A 21,589-nucleotide genomic window follows, 5' to 3' on the forward strand; every position below is an offset into this window, starting at 1 on the left:
CGTACCCGAATAGGCTTATGAACAGGCTGTGGACAACTTCGGTGGACAACTCAGGCGTGCCAAGGGTTCCAGCCGGATGAATCGGCTGTTTGTTCGCATATCGGGGCGTGCGGGCCCGTCTCCGCCGTCCTAGCGTGGAACCATGGCGGCACGCACTGAGGGCACCCCCTGCTGGGTGGACGCACAGCTTCCCGACGTGGAGGCCGGCAAGCGCTTCTACGGCGAGCTCTTCGGCTGGACCTTCGACCCCGACCGCGACGAGGCCCTCCTCGGCGGACGGCGCGTCGCCGGGCTCCTCCCCAAGCGCGACGGCCGCATGCCCACCACCTGGACGCTCTACCTCGCCACCCAGGACGCCGGCACGCTCTCCACCCGGATCAAGGCCGCCGGCGGACAGATGGTCATGGAGCCGTACCCCGTCGGCCCCTTCGGCGTCCTCGCCCTCGCCGCCGACCCCGGCGGCGCCGTCTTCGGGCTCCGCCAGGCGGGTGACGACGACGGCTTCGAGATCACGAACGAGCCGGGCTCCTTCTGCTGGATGGAGGTGTACACCCGCCGTCCCGACGCGGTCGACACCTTCTACGCCACCGTCTTCGGCTACCTCGGCCGCCAGACCGACGCCGAGGAGGAGGGCAGGGACGCCGGCTTCGACTACCGCGTCTGGTCGCCCCCCGGCTCCCGGCCCGGCGACGACAGCGCCTTCGGCGGCCGTGCCGTCATCACCGACGACTTCCCCGCCGAGCTGCCCGGTCACGTCCTCGTCTACTTCGTCGTCCACGACTGCGACGAGGCCTGCGCCACCACCGTCCGCCTCGGCGGCCGCGTCACCACCCCGCCCTTCGACACCCCGCACGGCCGCATCGCCGTCCTCCACGACAACCAGGGCGCCCGCTTCGCCGTCCTCGCGGAGCCGAAGCCGTCCGGTACGAGCTGAGGGTGAGGGGCCCGTCCCCCGAGCCGACACGACGAGCGGAGTCGTCCCCGAGCCGACGCGGCGAGCCGCCGCCTCCGTCACCCGAACCGGTCGGTACGGGCGGCTCCTGAGGGCCGGTACCGGCCCGCGCCGGGCCGCACCCCATGACCTGCGACACCCCGATCCGCCCCCGGGTTCGCAACCGGGCCCTCGGACAGGAAGAATCAGGGCCACGGGGCCGTACTCATGGCCCGTACGGGGAGGTGGCAGGCAAGTGGAGCAGCTGACGCAGCACGACCCGAGACGTATCGGGCCCTTCGAGGTGCTGGGCCGGCTCGGCGCGGGCGGGATGGGCCTGGTCTATCTCGCGCGATCGGCCTCGGGCCGGCGCGTGGCGATCAAGACCGTGCGCACGGAGCTCGCGGAGGACCAGCTGTTCCGGGTCCGCTTCACCCGGGAGGTGGAGGCCGCGCGGGCGGTCTCCGGCTTCTACACGGCCGCCGTCGTGGACGCCGACCCCCGGGCCGCCGTGCCCTGGCTGGCGACCGCCTACGTCCCCGCGCCCTCGCTCGAAGAGATAGTGAACGAGTGCGGACCGCTCCCGGCCCAGGCCGTGCGCTGGCTCGCCGCCGGCGTCGCCGAGGCCCTGCAGTCCATCCACGGCGCGGGCCTGGTCCACCGTGACCTCAAGCCCTCCAACGTCCTCGTCGTCGAGGACGGCCCCCGGGTGATCGACTTCGGCATCGCGTCGGGCGTCTCCAACACGCGCCTGACCATGACCAACGTCGCCGTCGGCACCCCGGCCTACATGTCGCCCGAGCAGGCCCGTGACTCGCGCAGCGTCACCGGCGCCAGCGACGTCTTCTCGCTGGGCTCCATGCTGGTCTTCGCCGCCACCGGCCACGCGCCCTTCCACGGCGCCAACCCGGTCGAGACCGTCTTCATGCTGCTCCGCGAGGGCCCCGACCTGGAGGGCCTGCCCGAGGAGCTGCGGCCCCTCATCGAGTCCTGCATGCAGATGGACGTCAGCCGCCGGCCCACCCCGGCCGACCTCCAGGCGCAGCTCGCCCCGCACCTCTTCGGTCCCGGCAGCGACGACAGCGGTACGGCGTCGGCCTGGCTGCCGGCGAGCGCCACCGCCATGATCGAGACCCGTCGTGGCGGCCGCCCCGCCCCGGCCCCGGCCGCGCCGCCGATGCCGCCGCGCCCGCCGCGCGGGCCCGACGGCGGCGGTGACCCGCGCTTCCGCGAGCCCGCGCCCGTCGGCGGGGGCCGGCACGCGGGGCCCGCCGAGAGTGCGGGCGGTCCCGTACGCCTCCCGGGCGCGACCGTGCCGATCGGCCCCGGCCCCCGGGTCGCCGACACCCGCGCCGCGCTCGCCGTCGGCCGGGGTGCCGACGCCGGACCGGCGACCGGCTGGATCCGTCCGCCCGGCGGCGGCCCGCACGGCGCGGACCCGGGTCCGTACGCCGGGGAGCCCGGCCCGCCGCCCGGCGCCCGCCCCGTGAACGTCCCCGCGCAGGGCTCCGAGCAGCCCCCGCCGGCCGAGCCCGGACCCTGGCGGCCGTGGCGCTTCCGGATGTCGAACGACGTGTGGGGCACCCCGGTCGTGGCCGGTGACCTGCTGTACGTGACCTCGTTCGAGGTGCACGCCCTGGACACCGGCAGTGGCCGGCGCCAGTTCAAGACCCGGGACGTGGCCTGGTCCATGGCCGTCGCCTCGGGCCGTATCCACGCGTCCGACGGGCCCACGCTGTACGCCCTCGACGCGGCCGACGGCAGTGAGCGCTGGCGGCTGCGGACGGACGCCTGGGTGTACTCGCTGCAGGTCGACCGGGGCACGGTCGTCACCGGCACGCGCGGCGGCGGGGTGCAGGGCTGGGAGGCCTCCAACGGCGCCAAGCTGTGGGAGATCACCGGCGCCCAGACCGACTTCGAGACCCCGGAGGCGGGGCCCTCCGTGCACGGCGACACCGTGTACGTGTGGCGGGACGCCCGGCTCCAGGCCCTCGACGCCCGTACCGGGGTGGAGCGCTGGTCGTACCCGATCGGCGACGCCGCCTCCTGTGCGAACGTGCCGGTCAGGGTCGCCCCCGCCGAGGACGGCTGTGTGTACGTGTCGGCCGGGAACCGGGTCCTGTCCGTCGACATCGCCACCGGGCACGTCCGCTGGCACTTCGAGGCACCGGCCGTCTTCCTGTCGCCGCCGGCGTTCGCACCGGGGCCGGCGGTGACGGGTGGCGGGGTGTACCTCTCCGACCACCTCGGCACGGTGTACGCGATCGACGCGACCACCGGGCAGGACCGGTGGCGGATCGCGACCGAGCCGCGCCAGTCGGCGGAGCCGGTGCTCGTCGCCGACGGCAACGTGCACGTCGGCAGCGGCAGCGCCCTGTACACGCTCGACGCGGTCACGGGCACGCCCCGGTGGCGGTTCGCGGCGGGCGGCGATCTGGTCGGCTCCCCGGTCGTCGCCGACGGCCGGGTGCACTTCGGTTCGGCCGACCACGTCCTCTACACGCTGGACGCGACCGGCGGTCAGCTGCGCTGGAAGCTGGCGACGGGCGGCGAGATCACCGGCTCGCCGGTGGCGAAGGGCGGGGTCGTGTACGCGTGCAGCAAGGACCGCTGCGTGTACGCACTCGACGCCGTCAAGGGCACGGCCACCGGCAGGGGATCCGCCACGCCGTGAGGTCCGGACGGGGCTAGGGCCTCGGGGGCGGGTTCTCCCGGTCCTGGTCCCAGGTCGGTACGTCGTGCCTGTCGTAGGTCTGGGTCGCCGCGTACGGGGCCGAGGCCTGCGGGTGCCGGCGGGGCTCGTCCGGGCTGTCGTCCCGGGGCGGCTGGTCGAGCGGGGGGCGGGTGTGCCGGGGCTCCCCGTCCACCCGGCGCGCGAGGGTCCTGCCGGACATGACGAGTGCGCCGAGCAGCAGCAGGATCCCGCCGCCGAAGGCGCAGGCGACGCCGTCGCCGAGGCCCGTGCCGTCGCCGCCGACCGTGAGACTGCCCTCGGCCTGCCCGACGCGCACCATCCACAGGATCGTGAAGCCGAGGACGACGATCCCGGCGAAGGCGACGAGGAGACGGGAGCGCAGCACCACCCCGAGGAGGGTGAGGAGCGCGGCGACGAGGAGGGGCAGCAGGATCGAGCCGAGCGGGTCCGCCGAGTCGCCGGTGATGCCGGTGAACAGGTCGCCGAGGGCGTAGTCGCGGCCGTGACGGCCGTCGTACCAGGCACGGAAGGGGCTCCAGACGGCGGCCGTCGCTCCGGCGAGAGCGAGGACCGAGCCGACGACGTTGCGAAGCATCGATGCGGCCCTCCTTGACGGTCCGGCGCTCTCGCTCCCGACGCTACGCCGGGTGCGGGGGGCCCGCCACGCGGCCCGGGGCGTCGCTAGAGTGGCGCGGACACGACAGGGACGCGGGGGAGCGGCGATGGTACGCACACGGTTGAAGCTGGCGGCGACGCTCACGGTGGTGGTGCTCGCGCTGACCGGCTTCCAGACCGGTCACGGCAGCAGCAGCGGTGGCGGCGGCAAGAGCAAGAGCGGCAAGAGCCGCTCGGACGACGACTCCGGCGGCGGCTGCTCCAGCGACGAGAAGAGCAACGACGACTACAGCGGCGACGGCTCGGGCCGGTCCGCCGCCGACGAGTACACGTATGACCCCACGCCCACGGCCACCCCGACCGCGGACGTCTGGATCTCCGTCGTCGACTGCGTGGAGCCGGCGCGGAAGGAGCGCAAGGGCAGGCCGGCCCGCAAGGCGGACACCACGGCCACGGTACGGATCACCTCGGACGCGTGGGAGGAGAAGACGTTCCGGGTCGTCGCGGAGTTCGAGGGGGCGGGACACCAAGTGGTGGACCGGGCCGAGACGACGGTCACGGTCGAGCGCCGGGGGACGAAGACGTTCGAGGTGAAGATGGCCCACCCGGGGACCGTCGGCCGGGTGAAGAAGTGCGTCGCCTTCGCCGAGGGCGAGGTCCTGGGGGCCGGCGCGTCGACCACCCCCTCCTCCACCCCTTCGGCTACCGCGTCCTGAAGCCCGGCGCCCCGCCGGTGAGGGGAGGGAGGCCGGGCGCCTCCGGGGCTCGTATGCGCAACCAACTCCCTTTGTGTACACGTCATACAGGCAGTCCCGCACCTCCCTCCCCCTCTTCAGGAGCAGCCGGTGTCGACGCGAGAGATCCCCCTCACCCTCACCCCTCAGCAGGCGGCCCAGGGCGTGATCATCCCGATCAACCTGCCGACCGGCACCGCTCACCTCACCGTCCGCCCCTGCCGCCACGGCGAACTCGTCGCCGCCCGGCTCGGCGACGGCACCGTGTACCTGCGCATCACGGTCGCCGGAGCGCAGCCGGCCAAGAAGTCCGGGATCCTCGGCTGTCTGGTCCCCCTCTTCGTCATCGGCGCGATCATCGGCGGCCTGTCCCTCCTGGACGACGGCGGCGACGACACGGCCGCTCCCGGGGACCCGGCCCGGTGCCGACCTTCTCCTACTCGCCGTTCCCCACCCTCGACCTCGACCCCACCCGCAGCCCCACCTCCACGCCGACCGAAGAGGAGCCCGACCCGTACGAGAAGGGCACCTGCCTCAACGGCTCCCTGCCCGACTCGACGACCGCGCAGACGGTCGACGACGTCGAGGAGGTCCCCTGCTCGGCGGCCGACGCCCACTACCGGGTGATCCAGACCTTCCCGTTCACCTCGGACATGGACAACTGCAACTCCAACCCCAAGACCCAGTACGCCTTCTCGCACCGCTACACCATGAACGGCGCCGTCGTCAGCGAGTACGTGTACTGCCTGGTCGGCCTCGGCTCCTACGCCCGGTGACCCGCGCACGCAGGAGGGGCCGGGCAGCTGCCCGGCCCCTCCTCGCGGTGATCCGACCGCGTTGCGCACGGGCCCTGCCCGGACGGCTCCCCCCTGGTGCCGTCGGGTGTCCCCCGAGCCCGTGCGCTCCCCCGTCGACCGGACCTCCCCGGTCGGCCCCGGCGGCTCCCCCGAAGTCGCCGCCGCGGCCGTTCCCCGTCGGGAATGGTCTACTTGGCCGGCTCCGTCGTGGCGTGCATGTCCATCGTGGTGATGGTCTCCTCGTGGCCGCCGGTGATCTTCTCGGTGATGGCGTCGACCGCCGGCTCCGAGGTGGCGTGCATGTCCTTCGTGGTGATCGACGCCTCCTTGCCGCCGGTGATCTTCCCGGTGATCGCGCCGACCGCCGGCTCGGAGGTGGCGTGCATGTCCTTGGTGGTGATGAGCGGTTCCTGCTTGTTCGGGTCGGTCATGCTCGTCAACTCCTGCGTGTGATGTCCGAGATGTGAGGAGATTCGTCCAGTCGTTCCCCCGAGGACGGCTGGACGAATCTCCGGGGCCGGTCACCCTAGTACCGCGGGGTGTGGCCCTCATCGGCGACCCGTCTGCCCCCGACGCGGCGGATCGTCATGCAGCAGAGCATGCCGCGCGGCGATAAACGAACGATGAACGGGCTGGCCGCGGCCCTGTGCGGCCCTACGCGGCCGTCGCGGGGGCCAGCAGCGCGCGGACGTCCGCCGCCTCGGGCGCCCCGAGCTCCTCGAAGATGCCGAGGGCCTCCCGCCAGCAGACCAGCGCCCGGCCGCTCTGGCCGATGCCGAAGAGGGCCCGGCCGAGCACGGTGAGGACGTTGCCCCGCCGCCACTCGCCCCCGATGCCCCGCAGCACCGTGAGGGCCATCTCGGCGTTCGACGCCGCCTGCGCGTGACGGCGGGCGGCGAGGTCCACCTCGGAGAGCCGGAAGTGGGTCATGCCCTCCCACAGCCGCTGCCTGCTGTCGGCGAAGACCGCCAGCGCCTCCCGGAGCCGGTCGCCGGCCGCGCCGAGCTGGTTGTCCTGGGTGAGCGCGAGACCGAGGGCGTACCGCCCGTTGGCGCCCCGGAGCGTGTGCCCCATCGAGTCGTAGATCTCCGTGCCCCGCCGGGCGAGGGCGATGGCGCTCGACGTCCGGCCCGTGGCCAGGTGGATGCGCGACAGGTTGCACAGGGCGCTCGCCTCACCCGGCTCGTCCCCGATGCCCCGGAACCGCTCGATCGCCGCCGTCAGGTACTGCTCGCCCTCCGCGAAGCGGTTCTGGTAAAGGGCGATGATGCCCCGGGCGTTGGCCGACCAGCAGGCCGGCACCGGGTCGTCGGCCCGGTCGGCGTGGGGCAGGGCCCGCTCGGCGTCGCGGTCCGCGTCCTCGAACCGGCCCGCCGTGTGGTGGACGCCCGCGAGCACCATCAGCGCACGGCCTTCGGCCCTGTCGTCCGCGTGGGTGTGGGCGGCGCTGCGCACGACCGCCCCCGTCGCCTCGAACTCCTTCGAGTTCGCCCCGGACTCGCCGAGGTCGAGCGACGCCCACAGCAGGTCCACCGCCCTGCGCAGGGTCGAGGGGGACGCGGCGGACTGGCGGACCGTGGCCAGCAGGCAGTTCGCCTCGGCGTACAGCCAGTCCCGGGCCTGGTGGCGGTCCGTGAACGTCAGGCCCTCGTAGGCCGTCGGCTCCAGATGGTCCACCAGACGGTCGCCGGGGCGTTCGGTCGCGTAGACGCGGGCCGCCGTCGACAGGTAGAAGTCGAGCAGCCGGGAGAGCGCGGCCTCCTTCTCCGACGGGGGCTGTTCGTCCCGGTCCGCGCACGCACGCGCGTAGAGGCGGACCAGGTCGTGGTACCGGTAGCGGCCCGGGGCCGCCGACTCCACCAGGGACGTGTCGACGAGGGCCTCCAGGAGGTCCTCCGTGTCCCAGAGCGGAAGGTCGAGGACGGCTGCCGCCGCGGCCAGGGAGATGTCAGGACCGTCGGCCAGGCCGAGGAGGCGGAACGCGCGGGCCTGCGCCGGTTCCAGCTGGCCGTAGCCGAGTTCGAAGGTCGCCTTGACCGCCAGGTCGCCCGCCTGGAGCTCGTCCAGGCGCCGCCGTTCGTCCGCCAGCTTGGCCGCCAGGACGGAGACCGTCCACGTGCGGCGGGCCGCCAGCCGGGACGCGGCGATACGGATCGCCAGGGGCAGGAAACCGCAGGCGCCGACCACGTCGAGGGCCGCCTCCCGCTCGGCCTGGACCCGCTCCTCGCCGACGATCCGGGTGAAGAGCTGGAGCGCCTCGTCCGGGGACATCACGTCCAGGTCCACCAGGTGCGCCCCCGCCAGGTCCACCATCCGGATGCGGCTCGTCACCAGGGCCGCGCAGCCCGCCGTGCCGGGGAGCAGCGGGCGGATCTGGGCCGCGTCCCTGGCGTTGTCGAGGAGGACGAGGACCCGGCGGCCGTCGAGCGTCGACCGGTAGAGCGCCGCCCGGTCGTCGAGCGAGTCCGGGATCGCCGAGTCCGGGGTGCCGAGCGCGCGCAGGAACGAGCCGAGGACGGTCTCGGGTGCGGCGGCGCGCGAACCGGCGCCCTGGAGGTCCACGTACAGCTGGCCGTCCGGGAAGTGCGGCCGCGCCTCGTGGGCCAGGTGCACGGCGAGCGTCGTCTTGCCGACACCCCCGATGCCCGCGAGCGCCGACACCGCCATCACGTGACCCTCGGCGGCGGCGAGCCGGGCGCCGAGCTCCCGTACGAAGGCGTCGCGGCCGGTGAAGTCCGCGACCGTCGCCGGGAGCTGGGCGGGGCGGGCGACGGGCCCGGCGGCCGGGGCGGTCTCCTCGACCGGCCGGGCGAGTTCGCTGTCGGCCCGGAGGATGCGCTGCTGGAGCCGGGAGAGTTCGGGGGTCGGGTCGACGCCCAGCTCGTCGGCGAGGAGGCGGCGGGTGTCGGCGTACACGGCGAGCGCCTCCGCCTGCCGTCCGCTGCGGTAGAGCGCCAGCATGAGCAGCTCGCGGAGCCGCTCGCGCAGCGGGTGCGCGGCGGTGAGCGCGGTCAGTTCGGAGACGGCCTCGGCGTGTGCGCCGACCTCCAGGTCGATGTCGAGGCGGGTCTCCAGGAGCGAGAGCCGCCACTCCTCCAGGCGGGCCCGCTGGGTCTCGGCGTACGGACCGGGTACGGAGGCGAGGACCTCGCCGTCCCACAGGTCGAGGGCCTGCGCGAGCCGGTCGCGGGCGCCCGCGCGGTCCCCGGCGGCCCGCAGCTTCTCGGCCTCGGCGGCGAGTTCCTGCGCGGTGGTGACGTCGAGGGCGGCGGGGCTGGTCCGCAGGGCGTAGCCGCCGGACTCGCTGACGAGGACGTTCGGGTCCAGGGACTTGCGGAGACGGGAGGCGTAGGTCCGCACGGCGGCGAGGGCCTGCGAGGGCGACTCCTCACCCCAGAGCGCGTCGATCAGCTCGGACGCGGTGGCGGTGCGCCCGCCGCGCAGGAGCAGGGCGGCGAGCAGGGCGCGCTGCTGGGGCGACCCGGTGGGCACGGTCTCCCCGTCGCGCCAGGCCCGCACGGGCCCGAGCACGGCGAAACGAAGCCCGACGCCGGAGCCGGACCGAGAGCCGGAGCCGGACCGAGAGCCGGAGCCGTCGCGCCAGCCGGAGCCGGAGCCGGAGCCGGAGCCGGAGCCGGACCGAGAGCCGACGCCGGAGCCGTCGCGCGAGCCGGAGCCCGTGCTGCCGTCGGCGGTCGTGCCGGTGCCCGTGCTCACGGTGGGCTCAGCTCCGGTTCCGGTGTCCGTGTCGCCGCGAGCGCCCGTGTCCGCGCCCGCGCTCACCCTCGTACCCCTGCCTGCGCCGGAGTCGGCATCCGCGTCCGTCGTCGGTGTCCGCTGCACCGGAACTCGCGGCCCGTTCTCACGGTCCATCGCTCCCCCTGCCCGTACCGCTGGTTTCGCCCAGGAACAGTCTGCCTTGTCCGGACGGAGTCCGTCAGCATCGGGTCGAGCGCACTACGGCCCGTCACCGCACCGCAGTTGCGCCGCCGCACCGCGCCGTCGACCGTGTCGCCGTCCCGCCGTCGATCGCGGCCCCCGGATCGGTCGCGCATGCACGGGTCGAGCGCCGCCGGGGGATCCCGCGGAAAATTCCTCGGGAAAATTTAGAAACGGACATTCGGGACACGGCTGCGGTTCCCGCATATCGGACACGGGTCCGCCGACCTACCAGTTGGTCGGGCCGTCGCGGTGGTCGATCTTTCAATCATTGGCGAGTGTCCGGATTACGCCTCTCAAACCAAGGCGGAGGGTCGGCGGATCTTACGGAGTCAAGACCTCCGGATGTGGAAACCGCAGCATTTAACGTCCTGTTCATGACTCAGGTGGAAGCGCGGCCGCAGGCCGGAGACACGGTAAGGGGCGTCAACGCCCCGGGTGACACCCACGGCGTTCGCACCAAGGGCCTCGGCGGGAATTCCGTCGGCCTCCTCGGCAGTGCCGTCATCGGCATCTCGACGGTCGCCCCCGTCTACTGCCTGACCTCGACGCTCGGCTCCACGGCGGGCGAGGTCGGCCTCCAGATGCCGGCCATCTTCCTCGCGGGCTTCCTCCCGATGCTCCTCGTCGCCTTCGCGTACCGGGAGCTCAACCGGGTCATGCCCGACTGCGGCACCTCCTTCACCTGGACCGTGAAGGCCTTCGGCCCGAAGATCGGCTGGATGTGCGGCTGGGGCCTCGTCATCGCGACGATCATCGTGCTCTCCAACCTGGCCGGCGTCGCGACCTCCTACTTCTGGCTCCTCGCGGGTGAGGTCAGCGGCAACGAGTCCATCGCAGCCCTGGACGACAACAAGGCCGTCCACATCGTCACCTGCCTCGTGCTCATCGCCGTCGCCACCGCGATCAGCTACCGCGGCATGACCGCCACCAAGGGCGTCCAGTACGCCCTCGTCGGCCTCCAGCTCGTCGTCCTAGCCGTCTTCGTCGGCATGGCCCTGACGAAGGCCGGCTCCTTCGAGACCTCGGTCGACTTCTCCTGGTCCTGGATGAACCCCTTCGCGGTCCAGTCCTTCGCCGCCTTCACAGCCGGGCTCTCCCTCTCGATCTTCATGTACTGGGGCTGGGACGCCTGCATGGCGACCAACGAGGAGACCACCGGCAGCGCCAAGACCCCCGGTCGCGCCGCGCTCATCGCGATGGTCGTCCTGGTCGCCTCCTACCTGGCCACCGGCATCGCCGCGCAGATGGTCGTCGGCTCCGGCGAGGAGGGCCTCGGCCTCGCCAACCCGGAGACCTCCGACAACGTCTTCGCCGCGCTCGCGGGCCCCGTCATGGGTCCCACGCTCGGCGTCCTGCTCTTCGTCGCGGTCCTCGCCTCGGCGGCCGCCAGCCTCCAGACCACGTTCATCCCGGTCGCCCGCACGGTGCTCGCGATGTCGACGTACGAGGCCCTGCCGAAGTCCTTCACCAAGGTCCACCCGGTCTTCAAGACCCCCGGCAAGGCCACGATCGTGGCCGGCATCGCCACCGGCGTCTTCTACACCGTGATGACGCTGGTCAGCGAGAACGTCCTGGTCGACACCATCTACGCGCTCGGCCTGATGATCTGCTTCTACTACGCGCTCACGGCCTTCGCCTGCGTCTGGTACTTCCGCGGCGAGCTCTTCCGCTCCGGCCGGGACTTCGCCTACAAGGGCCTCATGCCGCTGGTCGGCGGCCTGATGCTCACCGCCGTCTTCGGCAAGACGCTGTACGACATGTGGGACCCGGCGTACGGCTCCGGCTCGGCTGTCCTCGGCGTCGGCTCGGTCTTCGTGATCGGCGTCGGCCTGCTGCTCCTCGGCGTGGTGATCATGCTGGTCATGCAGCGCAGGAGCCCCGCCTTCTTCCGTGGCGAGGTCCTGACGAAGGAGACGCCGTCCCTGGTGATGGCGGACTGACAGCCGGATGTCCCTGAGTCATCCGAGAACGCGAAGGTGGCGGGCCCGTGGGGGGTCCCGCCACCTTCGTCGTTCTTCCCGGGTACGGGCTCAGTGCCCCGGGAGCAGGCGCTCCACCGCCGCGTTCGCGACCGGCAGGTCGGACTCGTCGGCGGACTCGGCCATGGGGGTCAGGACGCCGCTGAGCGGCACGACCGACGGCAGGTTCACGCCCCCGGCGTCGGCGGCCGCGGTACCGGCGCCGGAGAGACCGGCGGCGGCGAGACAGGAGAGGGCGGCTGCGGTGAGGATCTTCTTCATGCCGGCTCCAACGGGGAGGGGGCGGATCCGGTTACGGCACCCAGCTCGCGGCCACCGTCCCGAGCCCCGTCACAGGCCCACGCCGGCCGGCTGGCGGACGGTGACGTTGAGCCGGTTGAAGAGGTTGGTGACGGCGACCATCAGGACGAGCGCGGCGAGCTGCTTCTCGTCGTAGTGGTCGGCGGCCGCGTCCCAGATGGCGTCCGGCACCGCGTCGGAGGTGTCGGCGAGCCGGGTCGCGGCCTCCGCCAGGGCGAGGGCCGCCCGCTCCTCGTCGGAGAAGTACGGTGCCTCGCGCCAGGCGGCGACGGCGAACAGCTTGTCGTCGCTCACCCCGCTCTTCCTGGCGCTCTTCGCGCCGTGGTCGACGCAGAACCCGCAGCCGTTGATCTGGCTGGCCCGCAGGTGCACCAGCTCCAGGGTCGACTCGGGGACCCCGCCCCGCCGGGTGGCCTTCAGGAGTTCCTGGATCGCCGGACCGGCCTCGGGCAGGACGTAGGCGGGGTTGGTCATACGGGCCGTGGTCGGGTGCGTCATCGTGATTCACTCCTCGGCGTGTGGTGTCGCTTCCACCGCACTGACGGAGCCCGCGCCGACGATGTGACAGGCTCGGCGGACCGGTCACCGCGCCTTCGCTGGACAGTCCCTACGCCTCCGCGATGAGGGCCGTCGCGACCGTACGGAAGCCGAGCCGGCCGTACAGCCGGGCCACGTCCGCGTCCGACGCCGACAGGAACACGAGCTCCGCCCCGTGGGCGCGGGCGTCCGCGACAAGGGCGGCCGTCACCGCCAGGCCGAGGCCGCGGCGCCGCGCCGATGGGACGGTGCCCACGCCGACGACCTCGGAGACCGGCCCGACGGGCTGGTGCTGCCCGGCCGAGACGGCCTCTCCCGTACCGTCGAGCGCCGCCGCGAGCCGGGTCCACCCCGCCTCGATCCTCGCGCCGATCCGTTCCGCGGTGCCGGGCTCCGGGGCGACGCCGAAGGCCGCGAACGGGGCGGCGACGGCGCTGTGAAGGGCGGGGTCGTCCGCGCCGACCATCCGCACGGTGACGCCCTCCGGCTCGGGTACGGCGAGCGCCTCGCCCTCCAGGACCATCAGCGGGTGCTCGCGCACGGTGAGCCCGCTCGCCTCCACGGCCGCCCGCAGCCCCGGAGTCGTCTCCGCGACCCACTCGAAGGCCTCGGGCACACCGAGTTCCCGTTGCCGGGCCCGTACCTTCTCCACGGCCCCGACCGGGATCTCACCGGTGACCCCGAGGGCCGGTCGCGCGTAGAAGGGCCAGCCCCCGCCCTCCTGGACGAAGAGGGTCAGGGGCCCGAAGTCCTCCGCGCGGGCGGAGGGCCGGGGGACGGTGTCGTAGTACGTCTCGATTCGCTTCAGCACAGGGGTCATCCAAGCAGCCGTGCTACGGAAGCACAGGTGGATTGCCCTGCTTCCAGGCGATGTGCAGGTCGGCCCGGGACAGCCGCCATCCCTCGGCGGTGCGGACGAGCTCGTTCTCCGTCCGCCCGCCGGAGACGAACAGCCCGCCGTCATGCGCGAGGACGTGGGTGGAGAGCTGGTTTCCGAGCAGGGTGGCGCGATCGCCGTCCAGTTCGATCAGGTAGTTCGAGCCGAAGTGCACGGTCCGGTCGAAGAGACCCATCGCCATGCGCACGTTCGAGGCGATGGCGTCCCGCCCGCGCACGTCCCCGGCGGGGGTGGAGGTGGTCGCGTCCTCGGTGAAGAAAGAGGCCGCCCAGGTCTCGTCGAACGCGCCACGGTCGTCGAGGGAGCGGAGGTAGCGGTCGAAGAGGCGGGTGATGGCGGCGGTGTCGAGGGCGGTGTCGACGGTGGTGTCCGTGGTGACAGCGGTGCCTACGGTTTCCGTGTTCATACGAGGAGCTTCGTACCTCAACCAAGCTTCAGGTCAAGGGCCTTCGGTACGGTGTCCCGCCGCGCGTACGCCGTACGACGCCCAGCGTCCGTGAACACCCGGACAACGCGGGCCCTCCGGGCGTCGTACCCCTCGGAAATCCGCGCCGCACCCCCTACCGTGCCGCTATGCGGATCTCGACCACGATCTTCCTGACCGACGAGACCATCGGCCCGGTGCGGCTCGCGCGGGAGCTGGAGCAGCGCGGCTTCGCCGGGCTCTACCTTCCCGAGCACACCCACATCCCGGTCGAACGGACCACGCCCTATCCGGCGGGCGGCGAGCTGCCCCGCGAGTACGGGCGCACCCTGGACCCGTTCGTGGCGCTCGGGCAGGCCGCCGCCGTCACCGAGCGCCTCGGGCTCGGCACCGGGATCACCCTGGTCGCCCAGCACGACCCGATCGCCCTCGCCAAGCAGATCGCCACGCTCGACCACCTCTCCGGAGGCCGCTTCACCCTCGGCGTCGGCTTCGGCTGGAACCGCGAGGAGGCCGCCGACCACGGCGTCGACTGGTCCACCCGCCGGGAGCTCACCGGCGACCGGCTCGACCTGATGCGGGCCCTGTGGGCGCCGGAGCCGACGGCGTACGAGGGAGGGTTCGGCCACGCGGTACGGGCCTCCGAGGCGTGGCCCAAGCCCGTCGGCGGGGCCCCGCGCACCCTCCTCGGCGGGGCGGCGGGTCCGAGACTGTTCGCGCAGATCGCGGCGCGGGCCGACGGCTGGATGCCGATCGGCGGCCGGGGCCTGACCGAGTCCCTCCCGGTCCTCCGGGACACCTGGGAACGGGCGGGCCGCGACCCGGAGGCCCTCCGGATCGTCCCGTACGCGGTCCTGCCGAACCCCGGCAAACTCGCCCGCTACGCGGACCTGGGCTGCGAGGAGGTCGTCCTCCAGCTGCCGCCGGGGGACGAGACCGAGGTCCTGGGGGTTCTGGACGCGTACGCCCGATACCTCTGAGCGATTGTCACAGCCCGTCTCCTCGCCGCTCTCCTCGCTGCCGACGACGGTGCGCGCGTGATAGGGCGCGCCCTTCCCTCGGTCTTCCCCTGGGTGCGGCACCTGTCCGCCGAAGAGCTGAGGGAGTTCGCCCGGGACCTGCTGGACGCGACGCACGATGCCGCACAGCTGGACGTCCACGCCACCCTCCACCGCACGATCGTGGAGTGGCGCGCGACGGCGCGCATCCTCGCCGACCCGGGGCTCACGGCCCAGCTCACGCGCCCCCTCCCCGGCGAGGACCACGGAGAGGTGACGGCCCCCTGACCCCGAAACGCGGCGACGACGTCGCCCCGCCACCGGTCGGTGAGGAGTGGCGCCTGCGCTTCGCGACGAACGAGGCGGTGAAGGGCTGGGGCGAACTCGCTGCCGAAGCCCCGGGCAACACCCGGCGCTGCTTCGAAGCCCTGCGCGGTGATCCGCTCCGGCAGACCGACCCGGGCCGGCAGCACCGGCTGCGCGGCCGGCTCGCCATGGGAACCCTCGGCGGGCGGGCCTACCCGCAGGGGGAGTTCGAGGTCACGGCCGGTGGTCGCGTGCGGTATCTCGTCGACGAGCCGCGCAGGACGGTGCACCTGGTGTACGCCGCACCCCGGCATCCCAAGGACACCGACTGACCGGCCTCCTGCGGAGACCCCGGCCCTCACCCCCGTACTCGCTCGTATGCTCGGTCCATGACGGATCACCGGGCGGCACGCCCCACCGAGAACGCCATGCGTCGCGCCCTCAGGCGGGCCAGGGACGGGGTCGCGCTCGATGTCGCGGAGGCCGCCGTGCTGTTGCGGGCGCGGGGGGACGATCTGGCGGATCTGGTCGCCTCCGCAGGCCGGGTGCGGGACGCCGGGCTCGACGCCGCCGGACGGCCGGGGGTCATCACGTACTCGAAGAGCGTGTTCATACCGCTCACCCGGCTCTGCCGGGACACGTGCCACTACTGCACCTTCGTCACCGTCCCCGGCAAGCTCCGTCGCGCCGGCCACGGGATGTTCATGTCGCCGGACGAGGTCCTCGACATCGCCCGGCGCGGAGCCGAACTCGGCTGCAAGGAAGCCCTCATCACCCTCGGCGACAAGCCGGAGGACCGCTGGCCCGAGGCCCGCGAGTGGCTCGACGCGCATGGCTACGACGACACCATCGCGTACGTACGGGCCATGGCGATCCGCATCCTGGAGGAGACCGGGCTCCTCCCGCACCTCAACCCGGGCGTGCTGTCCTGGACCGACTTCCAGCGCCTCAAGCCGGTCGCCCCGTCCATGGGGATGATGCTGGAGACGACCGCGACCCGGCTGTGGTCCGAGCCCGGCGGCCCCCACTACGGGTCCCCCGACAAGGAACCGGCCGTCCGGCTCAGGGTCCTGGAGGACGCGGGACGGTCCTCCGTCCCCTTCACCTCGGGGCTGCTGCTCGGCATCGGGGAGACCCTGGAGGAGCGGGCCGAGTCCCTCTTCGCCCTGCGCCGGGTGTCGAGGGCGTACCACTCCCTCCAGGAGCTGATCATCCAGAACTTCCGCGCCAAGCCGGACACGGCCATGCGCGGGACACCGGACGCCGAACTCGACGACCTCGTCGCCACCGTCGCCGTCGCCCGGCTCATCATGGGCCCCTCCGCCTGCCTCCAGGCCCCGCCGAACCTCGTCGACTCCGCGTACGAGCGCCTGATCGCCGCCGGCATCGACGACTGGGGAGGCGTCTCCCCGCTCACCATCGACCACGTCAACCCCGAGCGGCCCTGGCCCAGGATCGAGGAGCTGGCCGCCCGTTCCGCCGCCGCCGGTTTCGAGCTGCGCGAACGCCTCTGCGTCTACCCCGAGTTCGTCACCCGGGGAGAACCCTGGCTCGACCCCCGGCTCCTCCCGCACGTCCGCGCCCTCGCCGACCCCGAGACCGGCCTCGCCGACCCCGACGCGGAGGTGCGCGGCCTGCCCTGGCAGGAGCCCGACGAGGCGTTCACCGCCGCCGGCCGCACCGACCTGCACCGCACCATCGACACCACGGGCCGCACCCACGACCGGCGCGACGACTTCGACGACGTGTACGGCGACTGGGAGGCGCTGCGCGAGGCCGCCGCCCCCGGGATGGTCCCCGAGCGGGCCGACGCGGACGTCCGCGAGGCCCTCTCCGTCGCCGCCGACGACCCGACGCGGCTCACCGACGCCCAGGCGCTCGCCCTGCTGCACGCCGACGGACCGGCCCTCGACGCGCTCACCCGGATCGCCGACGACGTCCGCCGCGACGCCGTCGGTGACGACGTCACCTATGTCGTCACCCGGAACATCAACTTCACCAACGTCTGTTACACCGGCTGCCGCTTCTGCGCCTTCGCCCAGCGCCGCACGGACGCCGACGCGTACACCCTCTCCCTCGACCAGGTCGCGGACCGCGCCGAGCAGGCCTGGGAGGTCGGCGCCGTCGAGGTCTGCATGCAGGGCGGCATCCACCCGGACCTGCCCGGCACCGCGTACTTCGACATCGCCCGCGCGGTGAAGAAGCGGGTCCCCGGCATGCACGTGCACGCCTTCTCCCCGATGGAGGTCGTGAACGGCGCGACCCGCACCGGCCTTTCGATCCGCGAGTGGCTGACGGCCGCCAAGGAGGCCGGGCTCGACTCGATCCCCGGCACGGCCGCCGAGATCCTCGACGACGAGGTCCGCTGGGTCCTCACCAAGGGCAAGCTGCCGACGGCCACGTGGATCGAGGTGGTCACCACGGCGCACGAACTGGGCATCCGTTCGTCGTCCACGATGATGTACGGGCACGTGGACCAGCCCCGGCACTGGCTCGGCCACTTCCGCACCCTCTCCCGAATCCAGCAGGAGACCGGCGGTTTCACCGAGTTCGTGACCCTCCCCTTCATCCACACCAACGCGCCGGTCTACCTCGCGGGCATCGCCCGCCCCGGCCCGACCGTCCGCGACAACCGCGCGGTCATCGCCATGGCCCGCCTCCTCCTCCACCCCCACATCCCGAACATCCAGACGAGCTGGGTGAAGCTGGGCACCGAGGGCGCCGCCGAGATGCTCCGCTCCGGCGCGAACGACCTGGGCGGCACGCTCATGGAGGAGACCATCTCCCGCATGGCCGGGTCGAGTTACGGCTCGTACCGCTCGATCCGCGACCTGGAGGCCATCGCGGAGGCGGCCAACCGCCCGGCGAAGCCCCGGACGACCCTGTACGGCGAGGTGCCCGAGGAGCGGCGGCGCACCGCCCGCGCCTCCGACGGCCACCTTCCCGAACTGCTGCCGGTGGTCGAGGGGTGAGGTGCGGCACCGCCCGGGAAAGGGACGCGCTGAACTCCGGTCAAAAGCGGCCTGAAGGGCGTCGGATCACATAACGTTCCGGCCCCCGAACGGGCGTACCCGGTCGATTACAGTGCTGCGCAGACCGGTTTACGGGGGGAGGGCACGTCGTGGCCACGACAGCCGCAGCCGTGTGGGGCCGCGCCGAACAGCAGGACTTCCGGGCCCGCGTACGGGGCTGTCTGCTCGGCGGGGCCCTCGGCGACGCGCTGGGCGCGGGCGTCGACGGCCTCACCCTCGCCGGGATCCGGGACGTCCACGGGCCCGGCGGACTGACCGAGCCCGCGCCCGCGTTCGGCCGCCGTGGCGCCGTCACCGCCGCCACCCAGATGGGGCTCTTCACCGTCGACGGCCTGATCCGGGCGCAGGTCCGCCGCGACACCGGCGTCTGGCACCCGCCCACCGACGTCCACCGGGCGCACCTCCGCTGGGCCGCCACCCAGCGCGACTGGGGGCCGGACGAGCGGCGCAAGGACAACGGCTGGCTCGCCCGCGAGGAGTGGCTCTACGCCCGCCGCAACCCGCCCCGCGCCTGCCTCACCGGTTTCGGCGACGAGCGTTCCGGCACGCTCGACCGGCCCAAGAACCCCACCGCCGCCGACTCCGGCGCCCTCGTCCGCTCCGCCCCCTTCGGGCTGCTCGTCGGCTGGGAGCCGCAGCTCGTCTGCCAGCTCGCCGTGGAGTGCGCGGCGCAGTCCCACGGCGCCCCCGCCGCCGGCCTCGCGGCGGGCGCCTTCGCGGTCACCGTCCACGGACTCGCCCGCGGCGGCTCCGTGGAGGCGGCCGTGGACCGGGCCCTGGAGCAACTGGCGGCGCGCCCCGGCCACGAGCCGGTCACCGAAGCGCTCGGCCGCGCCCTCGGAGCCGTACGGGAAGGGGTTCCGGACGCCGAGCGGGTGGCCGCCCTCGGGGCGGACGAGGACCGGGCCGAGGGGCAGCTGGCGGCGGCCGTCTACTGCGCCCTGGTCGGTGAGGACGTACGGCACGGGCTGCGGCTCGCCGTGAACCACGACGGGCCCTCGGCGGTCACGGGGGCGCTCACCGGCGCGCTGCTCGGCGCCCTGCACGGCGAGACGGCCCTCCCGCCGGCCTGGCTGGCCGAACTGGAGGGCCGTGCGACGGTCCTGGAGCTCGCGGACGACTTCGCGATGGAGATGACCCAGGGACCGGCCCTGCACACCCCCGCCGAGTCCTCGCCGGGCTGGCTGGCGCGCTACCCGAGGGGCTGAACGCCGGTTCCTCGGTGTGGTGCGGCCCGCTACCGGAGGGGCTGGTCCGCGCGGTCGCCGTCCGCCTGCGCGGGGACGGCGGCCGCTCCGGCCGGGCTGCCGTCGTCCGAGTGGAGCTTGTCGAGGACCGCGTCCCGCTCCGGGGTGTCCTCGGGCCGGATGAAGCCGATGAGGACGTACAGGACGAGCGAGGTGGTGAGCGGCGAGACGATCTGGATCTGGAGCTCGATGCCGTCGAGGCCGTAGTTGGTGAGCCAGAAGACGAAGAGCCCGGCCGCCCAGGAGACGAGCGCCGCCGTGGGGCCCGACTTCCGGAAGGTCCGCAGCAGGCCGAGCATGAAGGGGATCGCGATCGGCCCCATGAGGCCGGCCACCCACTTGATGACGATGGTGATGATGTCCTTGAACGTGGGGGAGTTGACCTGGGTGGCGACCGCCATCGACAGGGCGAGGAACGCGACCGTCGACCAGCGCGCCGCGACCAGCCCGGCCCGCTGCGTCCAGGTCCGCGCCGCCTTGCTCATGACGGGCGCGATGTCCCGGGTGAAGACGGCCGCGATGGCGTTGGCGTCCGACGAGCACATGGCCATGGTGTGCGAGAAGAAGCCGACGATGACCAGGCCGAGCAGTCCGTGCGGCAGCAGCTGCTCGGTCATCAGGGCGTAGGAGTCGGAGGCGTCGGGCTTCTCGGGGGTGACGAGCAGCGGCGCGACCCACATGGGGAAGAAGAGGACCAGCGGCCAGACGAACCACAGGGCGGCCGAGAGGCGCCCGGAGCGGGTGGCCTCGCGGGCGGTGGGGGTGGCCATGTAGCGCTGGGCCTGGTTCCACATGCCGCCGCTGTACTCGAAGGTCTTGATGAAGAGGTACGCGAGCAGGAACGTCAGCGTGTACGGACCGGCCGTCGGCGCGGTGTGGCCCTGGAGCTCGGGCCGGTCCCAGACGTCCCACAGCGCGCTGATCCCGCCCAGCTCGGCCAGCACGGCGACGAGCATCGCGATGCCGGCGAAGAACTGGATGATGAACTGGCCGAGTTCGGTGAGCGCGTCGGCCCACAGGCCGCCGACCGTGCAGTAGATGCCCGTGATCACACCAGTGATGAGGATGCCCTGGTTGAGGGAGATGCCGGTGAAGACGGAGAGCAGGGTGGCGATGGCGGCCCACTTGGCGCCGACGTCCACGATCTTCAGGAGGACGCCGGACCAGGCGAGTGCCTGTTGGGTGGGCAGGTTGTAGCGGTTCTTCAGATACTCCAGCGGGGAGGCCACGTGGAGCCGTGACCGGAGCCGGTTGAGCCGGGGCGCGAAGAGGTGTGCGCCGATGGCGATGCCGATGGCGATGGGGAAGGACCACGTGACGTAGGACGTGACGCCGTAGGTGTAGGCGATGCCGGCGTAGCCGGTGAACATCACGGCGCTGTAGCCCGACATGTGGTGCGAGATGCCGGAGAGCCACCAGGGCATCTTGCCTCCGGCGGTGAAGAAGTCGGAGACGTTGTCCACGCGCTTGTGGGACCAGACGCCGATCGCGACCATCACGCCGAAGTAGCCGATGAGTACGGCCCAGTCGAGACTGTTCATGGAGCCCCCTCCAGGGGTTCTGGTCCGCCTTGTGAACGCCGTTCATGGTGTGGCGATCGACAAGGCGGGGACAATGCAATGGAGGGTCAAGGGAAAGTAAAATCGTTCTGTTTACTGACTCTCGTTCATGTCCATGAACTTGTGAGGGTGGTCCTGAACTCGCTCCCGCGTGAAGTCGGCGCAGCACCACACCCGCGTTGACCAGCGGCGACTGCCCCGTAGACCTGGAGACGCCGGGGGCGGGGAGGTGGGCGGGGAAGTGGGCGGGGGAGGGCTTCCGGGCATAGCCGAGCCCTCTCGGCCAGGACGGCGGACCGGACGAGAGGGCTCTTCGGGTACTGCTGGTGACGGCGGTTGCGCACCGGGGCTAGAGGGCCCCGTTGCTCACCTCGCCCACGAACGCGTTCCACGATCCCGGTCCGAAGGAGAGGGACGGGCCTTCAGGAGCCTTGGAGTCCCGCACCGCGATCGCGGCCACGAGGGGGGACTTCACCTCGACGCAGGCTCCGTTCCCGCCGGAGTAGGAAGACTTGGTCCACGTGTCCGTTGCACCCTGAATGATCGCCATGACGCTCAACTCCGGTTCTGCGTGTGGGGTGTGTCGCACCGACCT

General features: G+C 72.8%; 19 protein-coding genes. 10 read left to right on the forward strand and 9 right to left on the reverse strand.

The window, feature by feature from the left end:
* Positions 1-142: 142 nt before the first annotated feature.
* Together ABZ567_RS25280 and ABZ567_RS25285 are read left to right on the forward strand one after the other, a co-directional pair.
* Complete coding sequence (locus ABZ567_RS25280; protein ID WP_360793717.1) at positions 143-934, forward strand: VOC family protein; 792 nt, start codon at positions 143-145, stop codon at positions 932-934.
* Between the two features lie 253 nt (positions 935-1,187).
* Positions 1,188-3,605 carry a PQQ-binding-like beta-propeller repeat protein gene (locus ABZ567_RS25285; RefSeq protein ID WP_360793719.1) on the forward strand — a complete coding sequence of 806 codons (2,418 nt, stop codon included), beginning with the start codon at positions 1,188-1,190 and terminating at the stop codon, positions 3,603-3,605.
* A gap of 13 nt (positions 3,606-3,618) precedes the next feature.
* Here ABZ567_RS25285 and ABZ567_RS25290 read toward each other — a convergent pair whose 3' ends face one another.
* A complete protein-coding gene (locus tag ABZ567_RS25290) occupies positions 3,619-4,221 on the reverse strand; it encodes a hypothetical protein (RefSeq protein ID WP_360793721.1) in 603 nt (200 codons plus the stop codon).
* Positions 4,222-4,348: 127 nt separating this feature from the next.
* Here ABZ567_RS25290 and ABZ567_RS25295 point away from each other — a divergent pair, with 127 nt between their 5' ends.
* Together ABZ567_RS25295 and ABZ567_RS25300 are read left to right on the forward strand one after the other, a co-directional pair.
* A complete protein-coding gene (locus ABZ567_RS25295) occupies positions 4,349-4,957 on the forward strand; it encodes a hypothetical protein (protein ID WP_360793723.1) in 609 nt (202 codons plus the stop codon).
* A 440-nt stretch (positions 4,958-5,397) separates the two neighbouring features.
* On the forward strand, positions 5,398-5,751 hold the full coding sequence (locus ABZ567_RS25300; protein ID WP_360793725.1) for a hypothetical protein: 354 nt from the start codon (positions 5,398-5,400) through the stop codon (positions 5,749-5,751).
* Between the two features lie 209 nt (positions 5,752-5,960).
* Here the strand turns inward: ABZ567_RS25300 and ABZ567_RS25305 are convergent, their stop codons facing one another.
* Positions 5,961-6,203 carry a hypothetical protein gene (locus ABZ567_RS25305; RefSeq protein WP_360793726.1) on the reverse strand — a complete coding sequence of 81 codons (243 nt, stop codon included), beginning with the start codon at positions 6,201-6,203 and terminating at the stop codon, positions 5,961-5,963.
* A gap of 223 nt (positions 6,204-6,426) precedes the next feature.
* Positions 6,427-9,645, reverse strand: a complete 3,219-nt coding sequence (locus ABZ567_RS25310) for a BTAD domain-containing putative transcriptional regulator (RefSeq protein ID WP_360793728.1) — start codon at positions 9,643-9,645, stop codon at positions 6,427-6,429.
* A 443-nt stretch (positions 9,646-10,088) separates the two neighbouring features.
* On the opposite strand from ABZ567_RS25310, the gene ABZ567_RS25315 reads away from it, so the two are divergent.
* Positions 10,089-11,654 (forward strand): APC family permease, encoded by a 1,566-nt coding sequence (locus ABZ567_RS25315; protein WP_360793730.1) that lies wholly within the window; start codon positions 10,089-10,091, stop codon positions 11,652-11,654.
* Positions 11,655-11,744: 90 nt separating this feature from the next.
* On the opposite strand, the gene ABZ567_RS25320 is transcribed toward ABZ567_RS25315, so the two are convergent.
* From ABZ567_RS25320 to ABZ567_RS25335, 4 genes are all read right to left on the reverse strand, one after another.
* Positions 11,745-11,954 (reverse strand): hypothetical protein, encoded by a 210-nt coding sequence (locus ABZ567_RS25320; protein WP_360793732.1) that lies wholly within the window; start codon positions 11,952-11,954, stop codon positions 11,745-11,747.
* 69 nt (positions 11,955-12,023) lie between these two features.
* The gene (locus tag ABZ567_RS25325; RefSeq protein WP_360793734.1) at positions 12,024-12,491 is read right to left on the reverse strand and encodes a carboxymuconolactone decarboxylase family protein; all 468 of its coding nucleotides are present in this window, start codon (positions 12,489-12,491) and stop codon (positions 12,024-12,026) included.
* Positions 12,492-12,600: 109 nt separating this feature from the next.
* Positions 12,601-13,350, reverse strand: coding sequence for a GNAT family N-acetyltransferase (locus tag ABZ567_RS25330; protein WP_360793736.1), 750 nt, complete (start codon positions 13,348-13,350; stop codon positions 12,601-12,603).
* A gap of 13 nt (positions 13,351-13,363) precedes the next feature.
* Positions 13,364-13,834: a nuclear transport factor 2 family protein gene (locus ABZ567_RS25335; protein WP_360793738.1), complete on the reverse strand. Its 471-nt coding sequence runs from the start codon at positions 13,832-13,834 to the stop codon at positions 13,364-13,366.
* A 167-nt stretch (positions 13,835-14,001) separates the two neighbouring features.
* On the opposite strand from ABZ567_RS25335, the gene ABZ567_RS25340 reads away from it, so the two are divergent.
* The 5 genes from ABZ567_RS25340 to ABZ567_RS25360 all read left to right on the forward strand — a co-directional run bounded on the left by ABZ567_RS25340 (position 14,002) and on the right by ABZ567_RS25360 (position 19,396).
* Positions 14,002-14,832, forward strand: a complete 831-nt coding sequence (locus tag ABZ567_RS25340) for an LLM class F420-dependent oxidoreductase (RefSeq protein ID WP_360793740.1) — start codon at positions 14,002-14,004, stop codon at positions 14,830-14,832.
* Between the two features lie 57 nt (positions 14,833-14,889).
* Positions 14,890-15,138, forward strand: a complete 249-nt coding sequence (locus tag ABZ567_RS25345; protein ID WP_360793742.1) for a hypothetical protein — start codon at positions 14,890-14,892, stop codon at positions 15,136-15,138.
* A 77-nt stretch (positions 15,139-15,215) separates the two neighbouring features.
* Positions 15,216-15,488 carry a hypothetical protein gene (locus tag ABZ567_RS25350; protein WP_360793744.1) on the forward strand — a complete coding sequence of 91 codons (273 nt, stop codon included), beginning with the start codon at positions 15,216-15,218 and terminating at the stop codon, positions 15,486-15,488.
* A gap of 57 nt (positions 15,489-15,545) precedes the next feature.
* The gene (locus ABZ567_RS25355) at positions 15,546-18,128 is read left to right on the forward strand and encodes a bifunctional FO biosynthesis protein CofGH (protein ID WP_360793746.1); all 2,583 of its coding nucleotides are present in this window, start codon (positions 15,546-15,548) and stop codon (positions 18,126-18,128) included.
* Positions 18,129-18,277: 149 nt separating this feature from the next.
* On the forward strand, positions 18,278-19,396 hold the full coding sequence (locus ABZ567_RS25360; RefSeq protein WP_360793748.1) for an ADP-ribosylglycohydrolase family protein: 1,119 nt from the start codon (positions 18,278-18,280) through the stop codon (positions 19,394-19,396).
* A 29-nt stretch (positions 19,397-19,425) separates the two neighbouring features.
* Here ABZ567_RS25360 and ABZ567_RS25365 read toward each other — a convergent pair whose 3' ends face one another.
* Together ABZ567_RS25365 and ABZ567_RS25370 are read right to left on the reverse strand one after the other, a co-directional pair.
* Positions 19,426-20,976, reverse strand: coding sequence for a sodium:solute symporter family protein (locus ABZ567_RS25365; protein ID WP_360793750.1), 1,551 nt, complete (start codon positions 20,974-20,976; stop codon positions 19,426-19,428).
* 367 nt (positions 20,977-21,343) lie between these two features.
* Positions 21,344-21,544 (reverse strand): DUF397 domain-containing protein, encoded by a 201-nt coding sequence (locus ABZ567_RS25370; protein ID WP_360793752.1) that lies wholly within the window; start codon positions 21,542-21,544, stop codon positions 21,344-21,346.
* Between the last annotated feature and the right edge of the window lie 45 nt (positions 21,545-21,589).

It is taken from the genome of Streptomyces sp. NPDC016459, assembly GCF_040632845.1.
Classification (GTDB): domain Bacteria; phylum Actinomycetota; class Actinomycetes; order Streptomycetales; family Streptomycetaceae; genus Streptomyces.

What these genes read in the sequence shown, in the direction of transcription:
- ABZ567_RS25280 (WP_360793717.1), top strand. Translation starts at nt 143, where the DNA reads ATGGCGGCACGCACTGAGGGCACCCCCTGCTGGGTGGACGCACAGCTT.
- ABZ567_RS25290 (WP_360793721.1), bottom strand. Translation starts at nt 4,221, where the DNA reads ATGCTTCGCAACGTCGTCGGCTCGGTCCTCGCTCTCGCCGGAGCGACG.
- ABZ567_RS25295 (WP_360793723.1), top strand. Translation starts at nt 4,349, where the DNA reads ATGGTACGCACACGGTTGAAGCTGGCGGCGACGCTCACGGTGGTGGTG.
- ABZ567_RS25305 (WP_360793726.1), bottom strand. Translation starts at nt 6,203, where the DNA reads ATGACCGACCCGAACAAGCAGGAACCGCTCATCACCACCAAGGACATG.
- ABZ567_RS25310 (WP_360793728.1), bottom strand. Translation starts at nt 9,645, where the DNA reads ATGGACCGTGAGAACGGGCCGCGAGTTCCGGTGCAGCGGACACCGACG.
- ABZ567_RS25315 (WP_360793730.1), top strand. Translation starts at nt 10,089, where the DNA reads ATGACTCAGGTGGAAGCGCGGCCGCAGGCCGGAGACACGGTAAGGGGC.
- ABZ567_RS25320 (WP_360793732.1), bottom strand. Translation starts at nt 11,954, where the DNA reads ATGAAGAAGATCCTCACCGCAGCCGCCCTCTCCTGTCTCGCCGCCGCC.
- ABZ567_RS25325 (WP_360793734.1), bottom strand. Translation starts at nt 12,491, where the DNA reads ATGACGCACCCGACCACGGCCCGTATGACCAACCCCGCCTACGTCCTG.
- ABZ567_RS25330 (WP_360793736.1), bottom strand. Translation starts at nt 13,350, where the DNA reads ATGACCCCTGTGCTGAAGCGAATCGAGACGTACTACGACACCGTCCCC.
- ABZ567_RS25335 (WP_360793738.1), bottom strand. Translation starts at nt 13,834, where the DNA reads ATGAACACGGAAACCGTAGGCACCGCTGTCACCACGGACACCACCGTC.
- ABZ567_RS25340 (WP_360793740.1), top strand. Translation starts at nt 14,002, where the DNA reads ATGCGGATCTCGACCACGATCTTCCTGACCGACGAGACCATCGGCCCG.
- ABZ567_RS25355 (WP_360793746.1), top strand. Translation starts at nt 15,546, where the DNA reads ATGACGGATCACCGGGCGGCACGCCCCACCGAGAACGCCATGCGTCGC.
- ABZ567_RS25365 (WP_360793750.1), bottom strand. Translation starts at nt 20,976, where the DNA reads ATGAACAGTCTCGACTGGGCCGTACTCATCGGCTACTTCGGCGTGATG.
- ABZ567_RS25370 (WP_360793752.1), bottom strand. Translation starts at nt 21,544, where the DNA reads ATGGCGATCATTCAGGGTGCAACGGACACGTGGACCAAGTCTTCCTAC.